This is a genomic window from Stenotrophomonas maltophilia (genome assembly GCF_002799155.1).
Taxonomy (GTDB): Bacteria; Pseudomonadota; Gammaproteobacteria; order Xanthomonadales; family Xanthomonadaceae; genus Stenotrophomonas; species Stenotrophomonas maltophilia_R.
On sequence record NZ_NERD01000001.1, the window covers coordinates 65,902 to 89,499 of the forward strand.

Annotated in this window: 25 protein-coding genes; 17 read left to right on the forward strand and 8 right to left on the reverse strand. The window is 62.8% G+C overall.

From position 1 onward, the window contains the following. Positions 1 to 95: 95 nt before the first annotated feature. Positions 96 to 893, reverse strand: a complete 798-nt coding sequence (locus B9Y82_RS00320; RefSeq protein ID WP_100471089.1) for a siderophore-interacting protein — start codon at positions 891 to 893, stop codon at positions 96 to 98. Between the two features lie 60 nt (positions 894 to 953). After that, the gene (locus B9Y82_RS00325) at positions 954 to 1,514 is read right to left on the reverse strand and encodes a PadR family transcriptional regulator (protein WP_014035775.1); all 561 of its coding nucleotides are present in this window, start codon (positions 1,512 to 1,514) and stop codon (positions 954 to 956) included. A 545-nt stretch (positions 1,515 to 2,059) separates the two neighbouring features. Between B9Y82_RS00325 and aceE the strand changes: the two genes are divergently transcribed. The 3 genes from aceE (at position 2,060) to B9Y82_RS00340 (ending at position 6,708) form a co-directional block, all read left to right on the forward strand. After that, positions 2,060 to 4,747, forward strand: a complete 2,688-nt coding sequence (gene aceE, locus B9Y82_RS00330) for a pyruvate dehydrogenase (acetyl-transferring), homodimeric type (protein WP_100471090.1) — start codon at positions 2,060 to 2,062, stop codon at positions 4,745 to 4,747. Between the two features lie 102 nt (positions 4,748 to 4,849). Next, positions 4,850 to 6,136 carry an AAA family ATPase gene (locus tag B9Y82_RS00335; RefSeq protein WP_100471091.1) on the forward strand — a complete coding sequence of 429 codons (1,287 nt, stop codon included), beginning with the start codon at positions 4,850 to 4,852 and terminating at the stop codon, positions 6,134 to 6,136. Beyond that, positions 6,133 to 6,708, forward strand: coding sequence for a DUF4276 family protein (locus tag B9Y82_RS00340; protein WP_100471092.1), 576 nt, complete (start codon positions 6,133 to 6,135; stop codon positions 6,706 to 6,708). The genes B9Y82_RS00335 and B9Y82_RS00340 overlap by 4 nt, the downstream gene beginning before the upstream one ends. 590 nt (positions 6,709 to 7,298) lie before the next feature. On the opposite strand, the gene B9Y82_RS00345 is transcribed toward B9Y82_RS00340, so the two are convergent. The 3 genes from B9Y82_RS00345 to B9Y82_RS00355 form a co-directional block, all read right to left on the reverse strand. Next, positions 7,299 to 8,186: an HNH endonuclease gene (locus B9Y82_RS00345; protein WP_100471093.1), complete on the reverse strand. Its 888-nt coding sequence runs from the start codon at positions 8,184 to 8,186 to the stop codon at positions 7,299 to 7,301. Positions 8,187 to 8,810: 624 nt separating this feature from the next. Further along, positions 8,811 to 9,179, reverse strand: a complete 369-nt coding sequence (locus B9Y82_RS00350) for a hypothetical protein (RefSeq protein ID WP_100471094.1) — start codon at positions 9,177 to 9,179, stop codon at positions 8,811 to 8,813. Between the two features lie 484 nt (positions 9,180 to 9,663). Further along, complete coding sequence (locus B9Y82_RS00355) at positions 9,664 to 9,879, reverse strand: hypothetical protein (protein WP_202908106.1); 216 nt, start codon at positions 9,877 to 9,879, stop codon at positions 9,664 to 9,666. 264 nt (positions 9,880 to 10,143) lie between these two features. Here B9Y82_RS00355 and B9Y82_RS00360 point away from each other — a divergent pair, with 264 nt between their 5' ends. The 9 genes from B9Y82_RS00360 (at position 10,144) to B9Y82_RS00400 (ending at position 18,241) form a co-directional block, all read left to right on the forward strand. Then, positions 10,144 to 10,692, forward strand: coding sequence for a hypothetical protein (locus B9Y82_RS00360; protein ID WP_238381521.1), 549 nt, complete (start codon positions 10,144 to 10,146; stop codon positions 10,690 to 10,692). Between the two features lie 4 nt (positions 10,693 to 10,696). Then, positions 10,697 to 11,671, forward strand: coding sequence for a lytic enzyme (locus B9Y82_RS00365; RefSeq protein WP_238381522.1), 975 nt, complete (start codon positions 10,697 to 10,699; stop codon positions 11,669 to 11,671). Between the two features lie 155 nt (positions 11,672 to 11,826). Then, positions 11,827 to 12,753: an XVIPCD domain-containing protein gene (locus tag B9Y82_RS00370; protein WP_100471097.1), complete on the forward strand. Its 927-nt coding sequence runs from the start codon at positions 11,827 to 11,829 to the stop codon at positions 12,751 to 12,753. Further along, on the forward strand, positions 12,750 to 13,385 hold the full coding sequence (locus tag B9Y82_RS00375; protein WP_100471098.1) for a hypothetical protein: 636 nt from the start codon (positions 12,750 to 12,752) through the stop codon (positions 13,383 to 13,385). The genes B9Y82_RS00370 and B9Y82_RS00375 overlap by 4 nt, the downstream gene beginning before the upstream one ends. Before the next feature lie 2 nt (positions 13,386 to 13,387). Beyond that, complete coding sequence (locus B9Y82_RS00380) at positions 13,388 to 14,401, forward strand: XVIPCD domain-containing protein (protein WP_100471099.1); 1,014 nt, start codon at positions 13,388 to 13,390, stop codon at positions 14,399 to 14,401. A gap of 184 nt (positions 14,402 to 14,585) precedes the next feature. Continuing rightward, complete coding sequence (locus tag B9Y82_RS00385) at positions 14,586 to 15,731, forward strand: YncE family protein (protein ID WP_100471100.1); 1,146 nt, start codon at positions 14,586 to 14,588, stop codon at positions 15,729 to 15,731. 143 nt (positions 15,732 to 15,874) lie between these two features. Further along, a complete protein-coding gene (locus B9Y82_RS00390; protein WP_100471101.1) occupies positions 15,875 to 16,450 on the forward strand; it encodes a hypothetical protein in 576 nt (191 codons plus the stop codon). Positions 16,451 to 16,527: 77 nt separating this feature from the next. Beyond that, positions 16,528 to 17,103 (forward strand): hypothetical protein, encoded by a 576-nt coding sequence (locus B9Y82_RS00395; protein WP_100471102.1) that lies wholly within the window; start codon positions 16,528 to 16,530, stop codon positions 17,101 to 17,103. Between the two features lie 40 nt (positions 17,104 to 17,143). After that, positions 17,144 to 18,241: a hypothetical protein gene (locus tag B9Y82_RS00400; RefSeq protein ID WP_100471103.1), complete on the forward strand. Its 1,098-nt coding sequence runs from the start codon at positions 17,144 to 17,146 to the stop codon at positions 18,239 to 18,241. A gap of 46 nt (positions 18,242 to 18,287) precedes the next feature. On the opposite strand, the gene B9Y82_RS00405 is transcribed toward B9Y82_RS00400, so the two are convergent. Beyond that, complete coding sequence (locus B9Y82_RS00405) at positions 18,288 to 18,704, reverse strand: XVIPCD domain-containing protein (protein ID WP_100471104.1); 417 nt, start codon at positions 18,702 to 18,704, stop codon at positions 18,288 to 18,290. A gap of 75 nt (positions 18,705 to 18,779) precedes the next feature. Next, positions 18,780 to 19,259 (reverse strand): nuclear transport factor 2 family protein, encoded by a 480-nt coding sequence (locus B9Y82_RS00410; RefSeq protein ID WP_100471105.1) that lies wholly within the window; start codon positions 19,257 to 19,259, stop codon positions 18,780 to 18,782. A 221-nt stretch (positions 19,260 to 19,480) separates the two neighbouring features. On the opposite strand from B9Y82_RS00410, the gene B9Y82_RS00415 reads away from it, so the two are divergent. After that, positions 19,481 to 20,293 (forward strand): alpha/beta fold hydrolase, encoded by an 813-nt coding sequence (locus B9Y82_RS00415; RefSeq protein WP_100471106.1) that lies wholly within the window; start codon positions 19,481 to 19,483, stop codon positions 20,291 to 20,293. A gap of 9 nt (positions 20,294 to 20,302) precedes the next feature. Then, positions 20,303 to 20,476 (forward strand): hypothetical protein, encoded by a 174-nt coding sequence (locus B9Y82_RS20735; RefSeq protein ID WP_202908107.1) that lies wholly within the window; start codon positions 20,303 to 20,305, stop codon positions 20,474 to 20,476. A 28-nt stretch (positions 20,477 to 20,504) separates the two neighbouring features. Here B9Y82_RS20735 and B9Y82_RS00420 read toward each other — a convergent pair whose 3' ends face one another. Continuing rightward, on the reverse strand, positions 20,505 to 21,185 hold the full coding sequence (locus tag B9Y82_RS00420) for a hypothetical protein (RefSeq protein ID WP_100471107.1): 681 nt from the start codon (positions 21,183 to 21,185) through the stop codon (positions 20,505 to 20,507). Between the two features lie 122 nt (positions 21,186 to 21,307). On the opposite strand from B9Y82_RS00420, the gene B9Y82_RS00425 reads away from it, so the two are divergent. The 3 genes from B9Y82_RS00425 to B9Y82_RS00435 all read left to right on the forward strand — a co-directional run bounded on the left by B9Y82_RS00425 (position 21,308) and on the right by B9Y82_RS00435 (position 23,596). Then, positions 21,308 to 21,979, forward strand: a complete 672-nt coding sequence (locus B9Y82_RS00425) for a hypothetical protein (protein WP_428993166.1) — start codon at positions 21,308 to 21,310, stop codon at positions 21,977 to 21,979. Positions 21,980 to 22,015: 36 nt separating this feature from the next. Then, complete coding sequence (locus B9Y82_RS00430; RefSeq protein WP_100471108.1) at positions 22,016 to 22,561, forward strand: RNA 2'-phosphotransferase; 546 nt, start codon at positions 22,016 to 22,018, stop codon at positions 22,559 to 22,561. A gap of 66 nt (positions 22,562 to 22,627) precedes the next feature. Further along, on the forward strand, positions 22,628 to 23,596 hold the full coding sequence (locus B9Y82_RS00435) for a polysaccharide deacetylase family protein (protein WP_100471109.1): 969 nt from the start codon (positions 22,628 to 22,630) through the stop codon (positions 23,594 to 23,596). Positions 23,597 to 23,598: the final 2 nt, after the last annotated feature.

Sequence of the window (23,598 nt, forward strand, 5' to 3'; positions counted from 1 at the left end):
GAGCAGCCGAGCATGGGCTCGGATCTACACAGTCGAGAGCGTGCGGACCAACGGTCCGCACCCACCAGGGAGGGTTCGCACCTACCGTCTTTTGCTCAATCGCCGTCGGTTTCGTCCGGGTGGGCCTTCCAGTAGCCGGTCGAGCGGATCCAGTCGCGCGGCACGCCCAGGTGGCCTTCGATGAACTTGCGCATCATCCGCGCGCGGCGCGATTCGGTGGCGATCCAGTAGAAGACATCGCCGTCCGGTGCTTCGAAGTCGGTCAGCATGTCTTCCAGCAGCGTGCTGGTGGCCGCCGGGAAGCCGTTGCGCTCCAGCCAGTGGATGCGCACGTTCTCGTACTGCGGTAGCTCCTGGCGCTCGGCTTCGTCGCTCACTTCGATGAAGGCCTGCACTTCGGCGCCGTCCGGAAGCACGTCCAGCCAGCGGGCGATGGCCGGCAGCGCGGTTTCATCGCCGATCAGCACGTAAGCGTCGTAACTGTCGGCCACCACGAACGAACCGCGCGGGCCGCCGATCACCAGCACGTCGCCGGCCTGCGCCTGCTCGGCCCACGGCCCGGCAATGCCCTGGTCGTGCAGCACGAAGTCGATGGCCAGCTCGCCGGTTTCGTGGTCCCACCAGCGCGGGGTGTAGTCGCGCGCTGGCGAGGGCTCCTTGCCGGCCGGGTAGCTGCGGCCTTCAGCGGTCAGCACCGGCAGCACCATCTCACCGCTGCTGTTGGGGAAGAACAGCTTGATGTGGTCGTCGGCGCCGGGCGAATCGAAGCCGGCCAGATCGTCGCCGCCCAGCACCACGCGGCGCATGTGCGGGGTGACTTCTTCGGTGCGCAGCACGGTCAGTTCACGGAAGCGCACATCCAGGCGCAGGCGCGTGTTGTTGTGTTCGGTCATGGGGATACCTGCAAAGGTGTCGCGCGGGGGCGCGCGGCATGGGGGAGGACCTGGCTGGATTCAGTCTGGCTGGGTCGTTGAAAGTGGTGATGCCTCGCTACCGGCGGTACCGTTCAGCAGGGCCGAGGCCCGCGTCAGCAGCGCCGCCACCTCGTCCGCCTCACCCTCGGCCCAGCGGCCGTGGTGGTGCACCAACGCCCGCTTGAACTCGCGCAGGGCCGTGGCCAGCGGCGGCGGCAGCGAGGCCTTGGTGATCTCGCGGGCACGGTCGAAGGCGCGTCGCTGCGCCAAGCGCACCTGGGTGCGCTGCACCTTCAGCTCGAACTCGCCGGCGGCGGTGATGCGGAAGATCCGCTTGCCGTCCACTTCCTCGGCCTCGATCCAGCCGGCCTGCTCGAAGCTGGCCAACAGCGGATACATGGTGCCGGCGCTGGGCGTATAGGCCTGCATGAACTGGTTGCTGATCAGCTGCATCAGTTCGTAGCCATGGCGCGGCTGCTCGCCGATCAGGGCCAGCACCAGCAGGCGCAGGTCGCCGCGGCTGAGCACGCGCGGCTGGCCATTGCGGCGCGGCACCGCCGGATCGGTGGAACGGGCTCTGGGAGAAGCGGTACGGCTCATTTCGATATATCGGTAAACGAGTGTGCAAACGATATATCGATATATCGAAGCCGGCAATCATCGATCCGGCCACAAGCAGGTCCGTTTTGGGCCACGGCCGGCCACGCGCACAGCAAAAGGGGCGCCCCTTGCAGGGCGCCCCGGCGATGCTGTGGAAGGGAGCAGGGCCGCCAGGCCCATCACTCGCGGCCCACGCTGGACCGAAGGTGGGCACCGATCCAGAGGCAGGTGCGACATGTTGTCGCCGGTTCAGTACCGTTGCCCGAACCGCCCCTACGGCGGTGCCGGAGTTGCCCTACAACCGTCATCGGCAGCAGTAACACTGCGTCCTGCACATGGGCGCAGCGGCCCGCAAGCGACAGCCCGCGCAGCCGCCAAGGCCCGCCGCAGGGCCTTCAGCGGGCCCGGCAAGCCCCTTGCGGACACTGGCCGCTTGCATCCATACGCCTGCGTAGCCAAGTGACGAAAGCCCTTGGTGCGCTACACTTTGCGGTCTAGAAATCTATACAACAGTCGCGCGCGTGCGTGCGGTTATGGGAGCGCTAATGAACTGGTTGAACGAGGTGCTGAACAACGACCCGAATCCTGTGGAAACCCAGGAGTGGATCGAGTCGTTGAAGGCCGTTATTGATGTCGAGGGCTCCGAGCGCGCGCATCAGTTGCTGGAAGGCATGGTGGAACTGACCCGTCGTTCGGGCGCCTACCTGCCGTTCTCTCCCACCACCGAGTACGTCAACACCATTGAGCCGCAGCTCGAGGCCAAGAGCCCGGGCAATGCCGAGCTGGAATGGCGCATCCGTTCGATCATCCGCTGGAACGCGATGGCCACCGTCGTGCGCGCCAACCGCAAGCCGGGTGACCTGGGCGGCCACATCGCCTCGTTCGCCTCCGGCGCCACCCTGTACGACGTGGGCTTCAACCACTTCTGGCGCGCCCCGAGCGAAAACCACCCGGGCGACCTGCTGTTCATCCAGGGCCACAGCGCCCCGGGCATCTACGCGCGTTCCTTCCTGGAAGGCCGCATCAGCGAAGAGCAGCTGGACAAGTTCCGCATGGAAGTGGACGGCGGCGGCCTGTCCTCGTACCCGCACCCGTGGCTGATGCCGGAATACTGGCAGACCCCAACCGTGTCGATGGGCCTGGGCCCGCTGGCCGCCATCTACCAGGCGCAGTTCATGCGCTACCTGGAAAACCGTGGCCTGATCGAGAAGTCTGACCGCAAGGTGTGGTGCTTCATCGGCGACGGCGAGAGCGACGAGCCGGAAACCCTGGGTGCCATCGCCCTGGCCGGCCGTGAAGGCCTGGACAACCTGATCTTCGTGGTGAACTGCAACCTGCAGCGCCTGGACGGCCCGGTGCGCGGCAACGGCAAGATCATCCAGGAACTGGAAGGCGTGTTCCGTGGCGGCGGCTGGAACGTGATCAAGCTGCTGTGGGGCGGTTACTGGGATGCCCTGCTGGCCAAGGACAGCGACGGCGTCCTGAAGAAGCTGATGATGGAAACCGTCGACGGTGAATACCAGAACTGCAAGGCCTTCGGCGGCGCGTACACCCGCGAGCATTTCTTCGGCAAGTACCCGGAAACCGCTGCGATGGTGGCCGGCCTGAGCGACGACGACATCTGGCGCCTGAACCGTGGCGGCCACGACCCGCACAAGGTGTACGCCGCCTACCACCAGGCCGTGAACACCAAGGGCATGCCGACCGTCATCCTGGCCAAGACCGTGAAGGGTTACGGCATGGGCAGCGCCGGTGAAGCGCTGAACCCGACCCACCAGACCAAGAAGCTGGACGACGAAGCGGTGCGCCACTTCCGCGACCGCTTCAACATTCCGGTGACCGACGCGCAGCTGGCCGACGGCCAGGTGCCGTTCTACCACCCGGGCCCGGATTCGCCGGAAGTGCAGTACCTGCAGGAACGCCGTGCCGCACTGGGTGGTTACCTGCCGCAGCGCCGCCGCAAGGCCGACAAGACCTTCGTGGCACCGAAGCTGGAAGCCTACGAGCGCCTGCTGAAGAGCAGCGGCGAGCGCAGCTACTCCACCACCATGGCCTTCGTGCAGAGCCTGAACATCACCCTGCGTGACAAGGAACTGGGCCCGCACATCGTGCCGATCGTGGCCGACGAAGCCCGTACCTTCGGTATGGAAGGCCTGTTCCGCCAGATCGGCATCTACGCGCCGTTCGGCCAGAAGTACAAGCCGGTCGATGCCGACCAGCTGATGTTCTACCGCGAAGACCAGAGCGGCCAGGTGCTGCAGCAGGGCATCAGCGAGCCGGGCGCCATCGCCTCGTGGATGGCCGCCGGTACCAGCTACTCGGTCAGCAACGTGCCGATGCTGCCGTTCTACATCTACTACTCGATGTTCGGCTTCCAGCGCGTGGGCGACCTGGCCTGGCAGGCAGCGGACATGCGTACCCGCGGCTTCCTGCTGGGTGGCACCGCCGGCCGCACCACGCTGAACGGTGAAGGCCTGCAGCACGAAGATGGCTTCAGCCATCTGGTGGCCGGTGGTATCCCGAACGTGCGCAGCTACGACCCGACCTTCGGCTTCGAAGTGACCGTGGTGCTGCAGCACGGTACCAAGCGCATGATGGAAGACCAGGTGGACGAGTATTACTACGTCACCCTGATGAACGAGAACTACACCCACCCGGAAATGCCGGAAGGCGCCGCCGAGGGCATCATCAAGGGCATGTACCTGCTGACCGACGCCGGCAAGCCGAAGAAGGGCGAGCTGCGCGTGCAGCTGCTGGGCTCCGGCACCATCCTGCGCGAAGCCATTGCCGCGGCCGAGCTGCTGGACAAGGACTTCGGCGTGACCGCCGACATCTGGAGCTGCCCGAGCTTCAACGAACTGCGTCGCGATGGTTTCGACGTGGAACGTGCCAACCGCCTGCATCCGGAAGGTGAGCAGCGCAAGGCCTACGTGACCGAACTGCTGGAAGGCCGCCAGGGCCCGGCGATTGCCGCCACCGACTACGTGCGTGCGTATGCGGACCAGATCCGCGCGTTCGTGCCGATGTCGTACACCGTGCTGGGTACCGATGGTTTCGGCCGTTCGGATACGCGTGCGAACCTGCGCCGGTTCTTTGAGGTGGATCGCTACTACATCGCGCATGCCGCGATTGCGGCGCTGGCGAAGGAAGGGAAGATGACCGCGAAGGATGTGGCCCGGGCGATCAAGCAGTACAAGATTGATCCGGAGAAGGCTAATCCTGTTGGGGTTTGATTCCGTCAATTAATTGGCGTGAGAAGGGGCGGCCATTGGTCGCCCTTTTTTCTTTCATTTTTCGGCTTCATCTGTGATGATTATGAGACAAAGGAGGAGGGTATGCAGTTAGTAAATATAGCAATTCAAAATTACAAATCGCTGCGCCAAGTGAATTTTGCGCCGGGCGATTTCTCTGTGCTTATCGGGAGAAATAGTTCAGGGAAGTCAAATTTCGCAGATGCCTTTGAATTTCTTTCGCTGGCATATGCCGATGGCTTAGAGCATGCAGTTGCGAGAAAAGGGGGCTACGAAAACATAGCTCATAGAAAGGAAAGGCGGTCCCGATCGGCGATATCCTTTAGTATAGAGTTGGCTGACGAATTCAAGCTGGCACAGTATTCAAGTCAATTTGGAATCTCACCTGGCGACAGGGATATGTCATGGGTGTTTCGGCATAGCTTTGAATTTAGGGCGACGGGAGAGGGTATACGCAGTGACTTTCGAATAATATCTGAGCATCTTGAGGTCATAGGGTCTGGTGAGTTTCAGGATGGCAGTAGATACCAATGGGTTAGAATTGAGCGAAATGAAAGCGGTAAGATAGCCGTCAAGGGTGACCTCGATTCTGCGGTTGCTCAGGCTATGCTGATTGATTCAAAATTCTGGTCATCGGATCTTGGTGGGGAATTTAATATTCCGCCTTCTGAGCTTCTATTTGTAATGCCGTTCTTTAGGTCGCGGGTAATAGGGCGATTTACATCCTGGATGCGAAATATTGGCATATTCCAGATATCCCCCGAAATTTCTAGGCATTCCGGTGTGCCTACCCCAAATCCGCATTTGTCCGCGAGGGGGGAGAATCTCCCGGCCGTTGTCGATTGGCTTCAGAGAAAGAAGCCTAGGGAATGGAAGTTGGTAATGCAGGCGATGAGGAACATCGTTCCAGAGATATCGGAAATTAGCGTTAGCTATCTCCATACTAGAACTCTGGGGCTCTTCTTCTCCGAAAAAGGAATCGGTCGGGCCTGGACCGCCGAGGAAGTTTCAGACGGAACCATACGGGCGCTTTCTATGCTTGTAGCTTGCTTTGATCCGCGAAATACAGCAATTGTTGTGGAAGAGCCGGAAAATTCCCTCCATCCATGGATCATTAAAGAAATTATTGACCACTTGAAAGCCCTGTCTCGCGACAAGCTTGTGATGGTGACGTCGCACTCCCCGACTGTCCTTAATATGATTTCCCCCGGGGACGTCTGGGTGATATTTAAGTATGCGGGAGAGACTAATATACGGCCACTTGTTGAATTTGATGAGGCTCTCATGGATGACTGGAGTGAGGGAAAATACCGACTTTTCGACTATCTAGAGTCCGGGTATGTTTCAGAAGCGGTGCCATCGCCTCTATGAAGACTGGAATAATTTCTGATGGTAGCGCCGAGGCCGTCGCTCTTGAGCACCTCCTTGCGAAAATGAAGGGAAATACATTTGTACCATTGAAGCCGGTTTACGCCGACATGCAGCCGTATGCGCCTCTGTCTCAAATTGTGAAGGCCGCTGAGTCAAGGATAACGATCCTCAATAGTCGAGGCGCAGAAAGAACCATAGTCATTCTTGATCGGGAGGAGAATCGAGAGTGTCCGGGCGAATTCTCTGCGAAACTGTCCTTGGAGTTTCAGAAAAAGGGGTACCCTAACGTTAAGGTGGTTCTCAAAGATCGGGCATTTGAGAACTGGCTGGTCGCAGATCTTGAAGCGGTTGCTAAGGCGTACGGAAGAAAAGGAAATTTCGGGCGCATGATCGATCGGGTAAAGGCGTCCGGCGCGGACCGGCTAAATGCAATTGCGATCCTTAGGAATGGAATGGAGAATGGGTACGACAAGCGGGCGGATGCAATCGCTATATGCAAGGCGGTTTCGCCAGAAGTGGTTGCTAGATACTCAAGGTCATTCCGAAAGTTCATGAAGGAGTGTGGGGTTTGATGTTTGTTTTAGTTTAGATGTATCTATGTTCGTCTTCTTTGTAAATTGCTATTAATTTTATAGTCACTCCGGCGGTTTTGCGTCGGATATTGATGCGATTATTGTTTTTGAATTAATGATGGACGCGGAATATAATGTTATATATGGAGATGCAGAATGATGCGTCCGGTTAATTTTATTGTGTGGAATTTATCGCCGTCCCGCGGCAAAGACGTTCACCGTGGCCAATGCCATGGGAATCAGGGTTGCTCCATCAGTAGTTTCTGGTCTGCGAACATGCGGGCGTAGGCGCCCCGCACGTCTAGCCAAATCAGAACTCACCAATAGTTTGTGCAGGCGGATCCCGGTGTCGGCGCAGTCGGCCAAAGTTGGCTCTACCACGCCGTGATCCCTTTGAAGTCTTGGAGAAGTACGATATCGGGAGCCAAGGGCGGGAACGGTGCGTGCACCGGGTAGGGCCTCCCCAGTTTAGCTAATAGTTAAATGCGGGTTCCTGCAATGCCTGCACTGCGATCATGCGGTCCGCCAACTGACGAAGCGGCGATATACACTGTCCTTGATTAACAACTCGACTCAGTGCCGTTGAGATCTCAGTAACGCGCCAGCTTGCTAAAGACGATGTCTCGATGGAACTCCAGAAAATCGAGCTGCTTCTCGGAGAAGGCGCCACATTCTACACCTGGACTCAAATTCAGACCGAGGAGAGCCCGAACATCAGCAGGCAGGTAGTTTGAAACGAGTAGGCCGCCGCTCGACGAAAAGCTAATCCAGCCGCGATCAAACAGAAGGTCCGCATGCGGAGCCAGTAGTAGGCCATTCTCACCATCGACGCGCTCGCCATCAGTACTATTTGCCCACGGCTTGATATGGCTCGCGCGAAGGAATCTCAGGTCCTCAATGCCGGTCAGTCGACAGCCCTTCTCAATGCCGATCAGGCGCTCACGGAATAGGCGTTGCTTCGTCCGCACTTCGGTTTCGCGTCTTGCGCTGGTCGCGCCGGCATCATCGATAGCATCTATCTCAGCTTGGTCGGTCTCACTTGCCGCGAGGCCCAGTGAGGTTTCCAATGATCTCAAGCGGAACACGATCGCAGACCTTGGCTGCCCCTCTCGATCTGGCATGCCAGGTTGAACGTAGGAGGACTGGCACATGAACTTACCAAGGTACCGGTAGGGCCGCCCTTTGCCCATCATCTGAAACACTACGAGCGTCTTGCCATCTTTGACGTGCTCGCCGATCGCTCGGTTGCCCGCCACGTACTTCATGTCTCCGACTTGACCCTCGCCGAAGTAATGAAAGACTTCGTCGTCGTCCCAAAAGTCATGGTAGCCGTGAGACACGCCGGCCTCGCCAGTGAACGCGATGACTAGCGGATGCTCTTTGGGTGTCGAAATGCCGCCTTGCTGTTGCCCGCCAAATACGCCATGGATCTGCTTTTGACGGTTGTAGAGCGCGCCCACCTCGAATGGGAGTTCCATCCTAGATCCCTGTCCCAGAAGCTAAGTGCCCAGGATTCTAGCCAGAACCAGGTTCCTTGTGTCATCGATTGACGCGTTTGGCTGCTAGGGCAGGGTGCAGATGGGGGCTAATGGGAGGCAGGCCTAGGGCAGCTGTTCTCAGGCGCGCTCAAGTTCCTCCTGCGTCTCTCTGGTGAGCCCCATCCATCTTTCCAGCGCTGTAGCCCTATTGCATCGCCTGCGACCGTAGACATGGTGGCTATCAGAAGACTTGGCCCAGAGTTGTCCACGAACAAAATAGCATCGCCACGTACGCTCATATCAAAGAAGCGTCTACTGGAATCATGCTCTCCGATGGTGACGCCTTGGCAAGACAACGCTTCGGCAAAGCTCTCGGCGTCGGCCCGAAACAGGGCAAACTCCGACTCGGTGAGTCTTGGGTAGTTCTCAAGACTCATTGTGGTGGCTGGCGCGTACGCCCCGCCAATGATCAATCCCAGTAGTGCTGCCGCCGTCAGGGCAAGCAAAGTCCGGCTCGGCATAGTGAGGCCAGTGTTGGAGGCTAGAGGGCTCAGACAGCGGCGAATGCTTCGGACCGTGCATACGATCCGCACATTGCATTCGATGTGCGTAGCGAAGTGCGCGCTACTCCCGCACCTGCAGCCGCTCAATAGCCTGCGCAGTCAACGCCACGCACGCCATCTTCAGCCCTTCCATCATCCGATCCCCTAGATACTCCTCAGGCGCACCATTCTGCCTAGTCCGCTCCGCAGCCAGCATCAGCTCCGCCACCACACGCAGCCCGGCCAGCGCGCAATCCGCATCCGCCAACTGAAGGCAGCGCCCAGGCAGTTGATGCCGCTCCGGCCAAGGCTGGCCGTCCGCAGCTGCACCGGTTCCAATGCGCCGCAGCGTGGCGACGAAGGCGTTGGGATCGACGGAAGGTTCGCGCTCGGGTTCGGCGTTGTCCGGATCGTACTGCGCGTGCAGTGAACGGAAGTCCGATGTGTTCATGGCAATGCTCCGTACAGGACAGATAGCAGCGCCACCGATAAAGGTGGCGGACGGTGCGGGCTCGAAAACCGGTATGTACCAGACCGGCGGATCCGAAGATCCCCACGCACCGCCCGCCATGGAACGCGAACGGATTGCCAGCCGGCGCCACACAAAAGGTGACGCCGGCCGGCAAGCGCATACATCTGGTACAGAGACGGGTTTTCGAGTCCCGCGCCACCCTTTTCCGGTGGCACGCCAAGGTGTACTCGCATGGTTGCGAGATGCCAAGAAAACGCAGGCCGCAGAGGCCGCAAATGCTGACGCTTACGGCATTGTTGCATGGCTCACGCGTGGCAGAACCCTTGCGGTGCAGTGGTTTCGGCCGGTGTTAAGTTACCGCTCGAATGCGCATTGAAAAGCACGGTTTGCAGAGGGTCAGGGTCTCAAAAGCGACAGTCCGCCGGCAGGTCTGAGATCCGAAGCGTGCTGATTGCGACGCAACTTAACTTTGCAGCGCCATGCCGGGCCGTGGCCACAGCGCATCGTCGCGCTCCAGGTCGTAGTCACTGCCGAAGGCGAGCGCCGCCTCGCGCGGCGTGAGGTCTGCGTAGCAGCCCAGCAGGTACTCATCCATGCCGGCGTCGCCATGGTCGATGGCGAACATGTGGAGGAGCTCCTTGTCGAAGGCTTCCAGCCATGCGGTGTCTATCGTGGTCATGGTCATCCTCCTGACTGCAGGAATAGTGCCTGCACCATCGCGTGCCTGCTAACACCAGAACTGGCCCGCGCAATGTTCATCGGCAGGAATCCCCATTCCGCCATGGGGCAATGTGAAGCCAGTTCAGGTCCTGCCGGCCGGTGCGGTGTATAAACTGCCGACACGAGAGTGCCAGAATGTGAGGAACGGATGCGACAGCTACTGAGGCCATGGATGGTACTGCTGCCCCTGCTTATGGGGGGCTGTAGCACCCAGGCACCCCAGATGTATGGCGATGGTTTCCCCGTTGCCAAGCCGATGGACCTGGCCCATGCAGGTGCGACGGTAGAGGCGCGTTTTGAACTGCCGCCGCCTTGGGAGAGGGATCCCAAACCTCGCACATTCCTGATTGGATTCCGTACCGGCGGGCCTGCCAAGCGCCCGGACATGAAGCCGGGAGATGTCGCCTTCCTTGAGGACGCCCGGATTCCCCTGAAGGTGCAGCTGTGGAAGCTGGAGGGCGAAACCGAAACGCCCATCGCACTACAGGTATTGAATCGCGATCTGCCTCCTGTCTGGCAGGGTAGCCGATATCAACCGGCCAAGGGCGATGTGTACGAATACAGGAGCGCCATCGGCGCGGATTCGAACAGTCTGGTCAACGCAGGAAAGTACGACATGTCCCTGGCCTACAGGGAATACGAGGTGGCCCGTGCTGATTCGGGGGATCTGACGGCCGGGAAGTACCGGCTGAAGGTGACCAACCTTCAGGGCAACCCAGAAGTTGCACATCTCAACATCGAGCTTCTCGTCGCCAACTACAACGTGAAATAGGACTATGGACAGTCAATCGAATAGTGCAGCCGCACCTCAGGAAAGCAAGAAGGGGCCCTACACCGTCACGGTCTACCTCGCTGCTCCGGGGACACCTGTTGCAGGCAAGGATGGCACGACCCACTCATCTTCGGCGGGCCATGCCTACTTCATGGTTGCCGATGGTGACAAGAAAGACGGATATGGGTTTTCGCCGATAAAAACGGGGATCACCGGGCCTGGGCACGTGGTGAAGGGGGAATTCGAGACCTATCAGAACCCTCGGTTCTCCTACACGCTCGAGATCACCAAGGATCAGTACGACAAACTGAAGGCGTATGGCGAGGCGAGCGTCAATCGCGATCAGGACCGTTTCAATCTCTATTACAACGGCTTGTCGAACAGCTGCGTCGATTACGTGTGGACAGGCCTTGGTCAGGCCGGTCTGCGGCCCAAGCTCGAGAAGCCCGATCCCAGCTTCGAGGGGACGATGAAGGTGCTTCCGAACATCGATGCGTTGAAGAGCATTCCCAAGCCGTTCCCCGATAGCAAGCTCAATTCGACGCACGAGAACCCCCTTCCCAAGAAGCAAACCACGTTGCAGAAGCTGTTGACCGAGGTGGAGGGCGAACGGTCGCCGCACGAGCGGGTAGCTGCACTATCGCCGGAATCGCAGCAGCTGTTTGACCGCATGCGATCAGACTTACCTGAGAAGGTGAGCGATGCGCAGGTGATGTCAGCGATGGTTGCTGCGCGGGAGAACGGCATTCACCAGCCGCAACAGCTGCGCGATGTGGTGCTGCAGGAAGAGAAGATCTTCGTGATGGGCACGACGCCTGGCTTCAGGGCCATGGTGGATCTGAACCAGCCTCAGCAAAGCCTTGAGGAGGGGCTGGCCCGCAGTCAGCAGATCGACACGCGAGTGACTGAGCAGACCCGTCAGGAAACGCAGCAGCGCGAGGCGGCGGCCCAGACGTCCGGCGGCATGCAAATGGGCTAGTGCCGCCGCCCGCGAGCTTTCTGGGCACTGGTACTGCATGCTGGCTCACAAATTCAGCAAGTCGCGATCGGCGCCCTCTCTTCCTCCACCTGCCGCCCATCCCACCTATGCCATCATCCAGCCAGGACCGCAGCACCCATCAAGGCTGAACAGGCATGGAGCAGGCAACACGCTACACGGCAACGCTTTATCTGGCCGCCCCCGGCACCCCGCTGAAAAGTGGAGGCATCTCGCCGCGCGGCCACATGTACCTGCAGGTGGCCGCGGGCGACGAGGCCCACAGCTACGGCTTCGCACCGCCGCGCCAGGCGCCGGGAGAAACCCGGTCCGGCGTGCAGTACGCGCAGGTGCGCCACGACGATGCCGACGAGCATCTGGACCCGTATTACAGCCGCACCCTGGAAATCACCGAGGAGCACTACGGCTGCCTGCGTGATTTCGCCGAGGAACCGGCCGAGTTCGAATTCGATGTGGATCGCCCGGCCACCATCAACCGTTGCAGCGACTTCGTCTGGGCGGCGCTGCACTACGCCGGCCTGCATCCGCTGCCGGCGCCGCTGGACGGCGGCAGCAACCTGGGCGAGTTCGCGGTGCTGTTCAACCTGCCGGAAATCCAGTGCATTGCCGCGCCGTTCCCGGGCAGCGACCTGAATGCCGAAACCCATCACGCGATGCCCGAGCGCGAGGCCGAACACCATCGCCAGGGCGACCGTGCCAGCGATGAGCCGCCGCCGACGCCGATTGAAGTGGCCGGCACGCTGCTGGACCCTTCGCATCCCGACCATCGCCTGTTCTCGCAGCTGATCCAGAAAGTGGCCGAGCTGGATGCAGCGCATGGCCGCCCGTTCGATGCGGCCAGCCAGCGCATCAGTGCCAGCCTGCTGGTGCTGGCCAAGCAGAACAATCTCTCGCGCGTGGACCACGTGCTGCTCAGCCAGCCCACCAGGAACAGCCATGCCGCCGAGAGCATCTTCATCGTGCAGGGTGACCGCAACGATCCGGGGCACCGCCGCGCCAGCATCGCCACCGAGGTGGCGGCCAAGACCGATGTGGCCGATTCGCTGCGGCTGAAGGAACAATGACGCGGTCACTGCGGCGGGGGCTGGTGGTACTGGCGGTGCTGGGTGCGCTGGCGGCATGCCGTGCGTCACCAGCGCCTGAGGTTGCGCCGCCCCTGCTGACGCGCGCACAGGCCGAGGCGCGCACGGTTGTGCCGTTCACGCGGGCCGTGCAGTTGCAGAAGGCCGGGCGGATTGCCGAGGTCACGTTTGATTTGCCGGCACCTCAGAAGCCGGCCATTCCGATTCTGAACATCGGGTTGCGGCTGCAGGATACCGACGCGCGACGGCTGCTGGATGCTTCGGAGAAGATCACTCTCGGGCGTTTGCCAGCGCGGCTGCGCCTGGAGCGTATTGATGGCGGTGCATCTGGTCCTGTGCAGCTCTGGCAGCGTACTCGCGATGGACGCGACTCGCAGAAGATCGCGGATGATGGCGTGGTCACAGACCTGACGACGGGGAGTGTGGACATCAACAGCTTGGCCGAGGCCGGGTTGTACTCCGAAGACGTGCTCTATCGCACGTTGCAGTTGGCGCAGGTCGGAGGCATTACACCCGGGCGCTATCTTCTGCTGGTGGAACTTGTGGAGGATCGGCCCCAGCTGGAAGGCATGAAAGCAGAACTGATCGTTGGTTATCAATCACTAGGAAAGTAGACATGCACAAGGACGATGCCGAGCGCTACAGCGTAACCATCCATCTGGCGGCCCCCGGTACGCCGCGCTACGGCCGTGATGCTGAGGGAAACAGGTTTCTGCTGGAGCCTTCGTTCGCGGGGCACATGTTCCTGTCGCTGCGCCGTTCGGGTGAACCCTTGCCGGAGAGCATCGGTTTCACCCACGCAGGCACCAAGGACGATCCGAACAGGGGCAAAGTCGATGACATGGACGTGTCGGTCTACGACAAGCCCCGCTTCGAGCGCACGATCGAGATCGGCAAGGAGCAGTACGACCGCATCCTGGAATTCTCGGCGGACCCGAAGAAGCACGGTTTCGACATGAACTACGACTTCTTCTCCAACGCCTGCACCGATTTCGCATGGGGTGCCCTGAACCACGCAGGCCTGCGCCCGGTCGGGCTGGCCGGGGAGATCAGCAACTACGAGGGCGCTACCAGGGTCCTGGACAACATCCGCGCGGTCAGCGCCATTCCGCAGCAGGTGAAGGGCAGCGAACTGGACAAGGTGCAGTGGAACCCGATGCCGAAGCAGACCTTCCGCGAGTGGATGTTCACCGAGAACGGCGAGCAGTGGCGCGGCAACAGCACCCTCGCGGCAAGCGGCACGCCCGCAGACCCGGCGCACGACGATCATGCCCGCCTCAACCAGATCCACCAGCAGGTGGCCGACCTCGGCGCCTTTGGTGCACGCAACGGCAATGTCAGTGCCAGCCTGCTTGCGCTGTCGAAGGAGCAGCAGTTCTCGCGCGTGGACGAAGTGGTACTGGGTGAGCAGCGTGGCGATACTGCGCCGAAGCTGTTCATCGTGCAGGGTGACCGCAGTGACCCGGCACACCAGCGCGCCAGCATGCCGGCGGAGCTTGCGGCGCAGGCCCCGGTGGAGGCCTCGTTCGAGCGGGTCGCGCAGTTGCAGCAGGACCCGTCGCAGCGCGATATGCAGCACCTGCAGGAGGAGCAGCAGCTTCAGCAGAGCTACGGCCCACGGATGACATAGCCGGCGGGCAGCACCAAGGTCGCGCGTCTGCCATACGCGGGCAGACGCACGCCACGCCCCCCACCTGCTACCATTCCCCCGCAACCCCAGCCAGCCCACCCCGCGCAGACAGATGCGGGGCGGGCCGTCGCAGTACGGCCCAGCGAGCCAGGACACCTTCCCGTGCCCATTCAAGGACGCTCGCATGTTCCGTAATCCTCTCTTCCGCTCGGCCGCCCTGGCCGTTGCCGTTTCGCTCAGCCTCGGCGCGCCCTCCGCATTCGCCGACAACGCACCTGCTGCCAGCGCCACCACCGCGGTGCAGCGCCAGGCGGTGGCCAAGGGCCTGTACGAGCTGGCCTACAGCCCGAAGCAGAACGCCGTGTTCGTGGCCTCCTCCGGCGGCTTCGGCGATGACGCCGGCCCGGCCCAGGTGCTGCGCCTGAACCCGGCCACGCTGGCCGTGGAAACCCGCATTCCGCTGGAGCGCAAAGCCTTCGGCGTGGTGCTGGATGACGCCCACAACCGCCTGTACGTGGGCAACACCGTGGACCTGTCGGTGACCGTGGTCGACACCGCGCAGAACAAGGCCGTCGGCACCATCCAGCTGATGGAGAAGAAGACCGGCAAGGACGGCAAGGCCGCCTACACCCACGACCTGCGCGAGCTGGTGGTCGACAGCGCGGCCAACCGCCTGTACGTGACCGGCCACAGCAGCCAGCCGGACGTGAGCAGCGTGCTGTTCGTGATCGATACCACCACGCTGAAGGTGATCAACACCATCGACGGCCTGGGCAATGCCAAGGCACCGGGCCTGGCGCTGGATGCGGCCAACAAGCGCGTCTACACCAGCAACCTGCTGGCGGACCTGGTGGTGGTGGGCACCGATTCAAACAAGGTGGTGGCGCAGCACAAGATCGCCGCCGAGCAGCCGATGAACATCGCGCTGGATCCGGCCGGCAAGCGCCTGTTCGTGACCGATCAGGGCTCGGAATTCCTGCGTGGCTACCAGGCCAAGAGCAGCGGCCTGGTCAGCAAGCACCCGGGCCAGCGCGTGCTGGTGCTCGACCGCAGCACTGGCAAGGAACTGGCCAGCATCCCGACCGATGCCGGCCCGCTGGGCATCCTGCTGGATGCACCGCGCAAGCGCCTGTACGTGACCAACCGCGAGGCCGGTACGGTGACGGCCTACAACAGTGACAGCTACCAGAAGGTGGCGACCTACAGGGTGCCGACCCACCCGAACAGCCTGGCGCTGGATGCGAAGAACAACGTGCTGTTCGTGAGCATCAAGAACGGCGAGAAGGATGACAAGGGCGCCGACGAGAGCGTGGCGCGCATCCAGCTGTAAGGCGCTGACGCCGGGCCCCGCCCGCCGACGTGCCGCGTGAAGAAGGCAGGGTGCAGACCCTGCCTTTTTCCTTGCCCGGTTGCAGTGCCGGAGGCTGCTCGCTAGGGTTGAAGCCGATGGCAGGGAGCCAAAGGGTCTGAATCATGCTGGGTATCCACCGCTGGCTGCGCGCCGGCCTGATCTTCACGCTGGCGGGCGCACTCGGCGCCTGCAACAGCCGCATACCGGATGCGCCGGAGCCGCTGGATCTGGTCAAGCCGATCGATGTGGCCGAACCCGGCCAGGTGGTGCGGTTCGAGTTCGAGATGAATGCCCGCAACTTCCAGCCGGGTCGCACGTATGCGCTGGAGCTGGAGTTGCAGCGCCAAGCGACGCCAAGGCCGGACGAGCCTGACGTGGGCACGATGAGGGTCCCGTTCGATGTGACCCTGCAGCAATGGGGCGCTGATGCCTGGAAGGATGTGCCCACCTACGACAGCTATCAAGCCGGGGTGCTCAATGCAGGTGAGCAGCTTCCGGAATGGCATGCCTCCAGCGAATGGCGGTATACGTCGCCGCACATGGGCAGTGACGGCCAGTACACGCTGAGCCTGGTTGCTCTGCCACTGGAAATTAACTCCCGCTACCGCGTGGACGTGCGTACGGTGCAAAGGACCGAGGCACTGCAGGATTACTCGGCCCATTTGCGGATCCATGTCGCCCGTCCCGCCGGAAAGTAATCAATCGCTTGGTTGCGGCATCCTTGATCGCTCGCTAGGGTAGAAACTTCATGGCAGGGAGCCAAAGGGTCTGAATCATGCTGGGTATCCATCGCTGGCTGCGTGCCGGCCTGTTCTTCACGCTGGCGAGCGCACTCGGCGCCTGCAGCAGTCGCGTACCGGACGCGCCGGAGCCGCTGGATCTGGTCAAGCCGATCGACGTGGCCGAACCCGGCCAGGCGGTGCGGTTCGAGTTCGAGACGAATGCCCGCAACTTCTATCCGGGTCGACCCTATGTGCTGGATCTTGAAGTGCAGCGACATGGACCCGGGCCCGGCAGTGAGCCAGACATGGACAGTGTTCATGTTCCCTTCCAGCTGTCCCTGCAGCGCTGGGTAGCAGGTGCCTGGCAGGACGTTGCAACCTCTGATGTCCATCAGGCAAGGGCGCGCAATCTGGGTGAGCCGCTCCCCGAATGGCATGCATCGGCAGACTGGCGCTACGCGCAGCAGGTATCAATGGACGCCAACCGATACAGGTTGAGCATCGTCACGCTGCCGCTGGAAACGGGTGCCCGCTACCGCCTGGATGTGCGCACGGTGCAGCCCACCGCCGCGCTCCAGCATTACCCGGCACAGCTGCGGGTTCATGCCGACCCACTCTCTGGAAAATAGTCGCCATCCCACCGCTTGAAGGAACTGAAGGATTCTTCTTATGGACAAGCCGCGCTACACCGTAGAAATCGTCATTGCCGCACCTGGTACGCCGTTGGTGGACGAGAGAGGTGTACAGAAAGTTGTGGACGGGGTTCCGCAGACATCCGGGCCCGGGCACATGTTCTACGTGCTGCGTGGGCCGGATAAGACCACGCGGAGTTTCGGCTTCGCGCCTTCCGAGCATGGAAGCATGAACGGGCCGGGCGAGGTCATGAAGACCGATGCGGCCGAGTACAGGAACCCCCATTACAGCCGCACGCTCGAGATCAGCGAGCAACAGTACAAAAAGCTTGAGGCGTTCGGCGCGCACCCGGACAAGTACGGCTTCGATCTGCAATACAAGGACGTGCGCCACAACTGCGTGGACTTCACCTGGGAAGCACTGAACCACGCCGGCATCGAGCGGAAAAGAAGTATCGACGTGAACGGGCTGGTCGGTCCTGCCGCGCAGCTTCTTCCGGATGTGCGCATTCCCCTGGGCATGAAGGGCGAAGGCAAAGACGCTTATCGTCCGCTGCGCAACATCCACGGCGTCGACAGCATCGATCCACCGTTCCCCGACAGCGAGCTCAACCGTACGAAAACCAACCCGATGCCCGATCGCACGTGGAAGCAGCACCTGCTGAGCGAGACCGACGACATGGGTGAGCGCAGCGGTGAGCGGTTGGCCAACGACGCACGTGTGCCGGGTGACGCGTTGCATCCGCTGGACCAGCGCGTGCGTGCGGCGCTGGGTGAGGCCGCCGATCGGCAGGGGCTGCCGCCGGGACAGCAGCCCGAACTGCTGGCGGGCCACCTGACGCGCTTGGCGGTGCAGGGTGGCTACACCGAACGGGATGCCTTGCAGGTGGCCTTCAGCAGTGGCGGTGCGGCGGATTCGCCGGGCTATGTCTTTCTGCAGCGCACGGGCGAGACTGCATCACCGGATCCGGCGGCGAACCGCCAGCGCCTTTCGCTGGCCGATACCCAGCAGGGCACGGTTGAAGAGGTGTACCAGCTCGCCAGCGTGCAGCATCAGGGCCGCGAGGCCAGCCGCGTTGCGCAGGACGATCAGCTGCAGCAGCAGACGCAGCACGCCCAGCCGCGAATGGGCTGATACAGGGTTTTCCACAGGCGTCGCTGGCATCGACGCCTGGTGGCATTCACCCCAGGCGATGCACGGGATTCTGCTGCTGGTCCTGCGCCTGTGCATCCAGCGTCTGCTGCTCGGCCTGCGCCGGCGGCTGTACACCCAGCCCCAGCTTCTGCAGCGACTGCTCCACCGGCGTCTGTACCGCCAGAGCCGTCGGCATCATCGCGCGCAGGTGCGCCGGATTGGCCGGGTCGCCCTGCACCACGAAGACGTTGTGCCCGGCCGGGTGCTGAGCCGTCGCATTGCTGACCAGCACATGGTCGACCTGCTGCAGGCCCTGCTCGCGGGCGAGCACGGTCAGGCTGGCGGTCAGGCGCTCGCTGGTCTGGTCGAACGGACGGCCATGCTGGGCGTCCAGGGCGGCCACGCCCTGGCGGATCTGCTGGTTGAGGCCGTACTCGGAATGGTTGGGGGTGATCTCTGCCATGGCGATCGGACGGTTGCGGTGGGTCGTGGTGGACCCCGCCAGTATAGATCCGGCCCGTGAAGCACGCCCGATGGGTCAGTCCGCTGCGTGGTGGTCGTAGCTGATCACCCGCTCGGCCAGCCAGTGCCCGTCCACGCGGCGCCAGATTTGGATGAAGCGGGCCTGGCCGACCCAGCGCTCCAGGCCGTCCTTGCCGCGTTCGTGGAAGCGGTGGTTGCCGATTTCCAGCGCCCGCTCGTCGTGCAGCGGGAACACCTGCAGCGAAGATTCCACGAGCTCGCGGCGCAGGTGCCAGCCGCCCTTGCGCGCGTTGTCGCACATGCTGGCCACGCTGCGGCGGAAGTCCTCGCGGTTGCTGGCCGACTTGCCGTCCTTGTCATGGAAGAACTCCATGTCTTCGGTGGTCATCGCGGCGGCCTTCTCGGCGTCGCAGGCCTCGAAGGCCACAGCAAAGAGCTGTGTATCAGCCTGGCGGATCTGTTCGCGCAGGTCATCGGCGGGCGACGGTGCGGCAGCAAGGCCGGCGGCCAGCAGGGGCAGGGTGAGCAGCAACATGGCGAAACTCCCGGGAGTGATGTGCGCAGGCTGGCATGCCGGTGACCACGGCGGTACGGCGCTGCGACGAAACCGGGAAGGCGCGGTGCGAAGGCCGGGAATGCCGGTGCGGCGCTGTACGGACGCGTGTGCAGGCGATGTCACGGGCGGGCGCGATTCCCTCACGGCTGCCATAGGCCGTGGCCGCTAGCCTGCAATCCTCCCCTTCCACAGGAGCTCCCATGCCTGCTTTCCGCATCCGCCTGCATGTTGAAGACAGTGGTGGCGACGGCCGCCCGGTGATCCTGATCCACGGTTGGCCGTTGTCCGCCGATGCCTGGAAACCGCAGGTGTCGATCCTGCGCGATGCCCAGCACCGGGTGATCAGTTACGACCGGCGCGGCTTTGGTCGCTCTGACAAGCCGGCCGAAGGCTATGACTACGACACGCTGGCGGCGGACCTGGCGGGGTTGATCGAGGAACGTGACCTGCGCGACGTCACCCTGGTCGGTTTCTCGATGGGCGGCGGCGAGGTGGCGCACTACGTGGCCAACCACGGCCAGGAGCGCCTGCACAGTGTGGTGTTCGCCGCGGCGGTGCCGCCCTACCTGCTGCGCAGCGCCGACAACCCGGACGGCCCGCTGACGCAGGAGAAGGCCGATGAAATGCGCAGTGGGCTGGAGAAGGACCGCGAGGCGTTCTTCGATGGGTTCACCCATGACTTCTTCAGCGCCAACGGGCAGCTGATGGTGACCGAAGAGACGCGTCAGGCAGCGATCGCGTTGTGTCATCAATCCGACCAGGCGGCGGCGCTGGGCTGCATGAAGGCGTTTGCCACCACCGATTTCCGCGATGACCTGAAGAAGATCACGGTGCCGACCTTGATCCTGCACGGTGACAGCGATGCCATCGTGCCGTTCGAGGGCTCCGGCCAGCGTACCCATGAGGCGATTCCGGGCAGCGAGGTGGTGATCCTGGAAGGCGCGCCGCATGGCTGCAACACCAGTCACGCGGATCACTTCAATCTTGCGCTGCTGAACTTCCTGAAGCGATAAGCTGCGGCGATGCGCGAGCCGAAGACACCAACGTGGAAGAAGCCCAAGCCGAAGGGGCAGGTGTCGCAGCCGTTGTCGGATGCACAGAAGGCAGCCGCGCGGCAGCGTGCGGAGGAGAACGGGCGGCGCTATCCGAACCTGGTGGACAACATGTGGGCGGCGAAGCTGCCGCGCGGGGCGTGATTCTCATTGTGTCGAGCATGGCTCGACGCTACAGACCGGGCAGTGGCTGCCAGCCGGACTCCCGCCATGGCGCTACGTCGCGCTGCTGCACGTTGATCGCCTCGACCGGCATTCCTGCAAGCCGTGCCAGCTCCGCGCGCAGCATTTCGCTGTCTACCGGCAGTGCGATGGCCACCTGCATGCGATCACCCTGCTGCCGCACCTGTACGGGCACGACCGCATGGGCTTCATGCTCGCCGCCGGTGCGACCGATCGGGTAGCGCATCGCCGTGGGCCGCCCCAGCTGCGCGAGTGCGGGTTGCCATGCCTGCAGCACGACGGGCTGTGCGGCCACGGGAACCCGCACTTCGATGAGCGCACCGGGGTAGCCGACGAGGTTGCCCACCATCACTTGGAAGCGTGCGCCATCGGGGAGGGCCAGCACGGTGGCGATCAGCACCATCAGCGAGAAGACAGCTGCTGCGATGTGCCAGCCGCGGGGCGCGGTGGCGGCGCGGGTGGCCGTGCGCAGGCTTGGCTTGCGGCGCAGCTTGCGTGCGTAGATGCGGCGATCCTTCCTGCGGGGGCTGCTGCTGTGCTCCGGCAGGTTCAACGGGACGCGTGGCAGCCGGGCGACGCGCGCATTGATCAGGCGCGAGAGCAACCACCACGCGAGCACGAACGCCAGCAGTGGCAGCAACGTTCGCACGGCCAGATACAGCATCACCATCGGGAATACCAGGGAAATTTCGGATTCAAGCAACCGCGCCATCGTAACGGTGCTGGGTGGTGCGTGTCGCATCCGCCAGCCGACACGCACGGAGCGCTTGGTTAGGATGGCTCTTTGCTGTCATGGATGAACCGATGAGCCCTGCCACGTCCCGAATTCGTCGTATCTGTGGGCAGGGGCCGATATTGTTGATGCTTCAGTGGGTCGCGCTGCTGTCGGTGGTGCTGGCCGCCGGCTTCTTCCATTACCGTGTGGAGCTGTTGCTGGAGCCGGTGACGGTGGCCTGTGGGGGCCCGGACGCCCAGGCGCGATTGCAGGTTGCCGAGCAGGTGATGGCGCGCGCGGGCGCGTTGGATGACTGGCAACCGCTGAGCTGGATTCCATGGGTGGGCGTGGTGCTGGCGCTGGTGGGGGCCATGGCGGTATGTGCAAGCCGAGCGCTATGGCTGCGCGATCGGCTGCGCACGGCGAACGTGGCGCTTATGCTGCTGCACGGCGGCGCACTGGGCCTGGCCGGATGGGTGCTGCATCTGTACGAGAATGCGTGGAGCAGCGTGGCGCGGCTGTCACCCACGGCGTGCCTGGTGGAGCTGGCTTCGGAGGGCGATGTACCGCTGGAGCAGGCGCAGCGCGTGGTATTCCACATCCTGACGCGCGAGAACGCGCCGTTGCTGCGCAATCCGGATGATCTGGCGCTGGTGCTGACGGTGCTGCTGTTGGCCGCGATGGCCGGCGGGGTTGCCCTTTGGCGTGCGATCGCGCGGGCCCGGGCGGCACGATCGGCAGGGGCGTAACTGGCATCCGGCGGTGATCTGCGGCAGCCTATGCCGATGAGTACGGATACTTCACACAAGCACGCCAGCAAGTTCATGAGCCTGGTGTTGCGCCACGAACCGGAGAAGATCGGCCTGCAGCTGGATGCGCAGGGCTGGGCCGATGTCGATGATCTGCTGCAGCGGATGGCCGACCATGGCGTGGCGCTGGACCGGCACACCCTGCAGGCGGTGGTTGAGACCAATGACAAGCAGCGCTTCGCGCTGAGCGACGACGGTCTGCGCATCCGCGCCAGTCAGGGGCATTCGATCCAGGTGGATCTGGGGCTGGAGGCGCTGCAGCCGCCGGCATGGCTGTACCACGGCACGGTGGCTCGCTTCGTCGGTGCCATCCGTGAGCAGGGCCTGCGGCCTGGCGAGCGCCAGCACGTGCACCTGTCGCTGGACCGCCAGACCGCGCAGCAGGTGGGCGCACGCCGCGGTGCGCCGGTCATCCTCAGCGTGAATGCCGGGCGCATGCATGCCGATGGCCATGTGTTCCACCGTTCGGCCAATGGCGTGTGGCTGACCACGCACGTGCCGCCGCAGTACATCGCGGGCTGAGCACACGCTCGGCGGCGCCCGGCAATCGCGCTACAGTCGACGCCTCGCCACTCCAGGGAAGACCCGATGCGCTCGTTGCTGCGTGCGTTGCCGCTGTTGCTGTGTTCGCTGGCGGTGCATGCCGCCGAGGTGGACCGCCGTATTGCGGTGACCATCGATGACCTGCCATGGGCACGGCTGGACCAGATCACACCGCCGGACCTGCAGGCGCGGCATGCGGCGTTGATGGCCCAGCTGCAGCAGGCGGGCGTGCCGGTGGTCGGCTTCGTCAACGAGAACAAGCTTGAAGTGGACGGCCAGGTGCAGCCGGCGCGGGTGCAGATGCTGCGCGACTGGCGGGATGCAGGCTATGGGCTGGGCAACCACACGTACTCGCATATGGATCTGAATGCCAAGGGCGTGCCGGCGTTCCAGCAGGATTTCCTGCGCGGCGAGACGGTGCTGCGGCCGCTGCTGGCCGAGAAGGGGCAGGCGCCGCAGTGGATGCGCCATCCCTACCTGCGCGCCGGGCGCACACCGGAAGAGCGTGCGCAGATGGATGCGTTCTTCAAGCAGCATGGCTACCGCGTGGCGCCGGTGACGGTGGACAACGGCGAGTGGGTGTGGGCGTTCGCCTATGCCAACGTGATGAACGAGCAGGCGGACTCGCCTGCGCGCGAAGCGACGCTGGCGCAGCTGCGCAAAGGCTACGTGCCGTACATGCTGAACAAGCTGGATTACTACGAGAAGCAGTCGCAGGCGCTGTTGGGGTACGCGCTGCCGCAGGTGTGGCTGATGCATGCCAATGAGCTCAACGCGGCCACGTTCGCCGAACTGGTGGCGGCTACCAAGCGCCGCGGCTATCGCTTCATTTCACTGGACGAGGCGATGCGTGACCCGGCCTACGCACGCGGTGCCGAAGGCTACAACGGCCGCTACGGCCCGAGCTGGCTGCACCGTTGGGCGATGGCGGAGAAAAAGCCGAAGGACTTCTACGCCGGCGAACCCGAGGTGCCGGCGTGGGTGATGAAACTGGCCAAGGTCGATTCGGAGTGAAG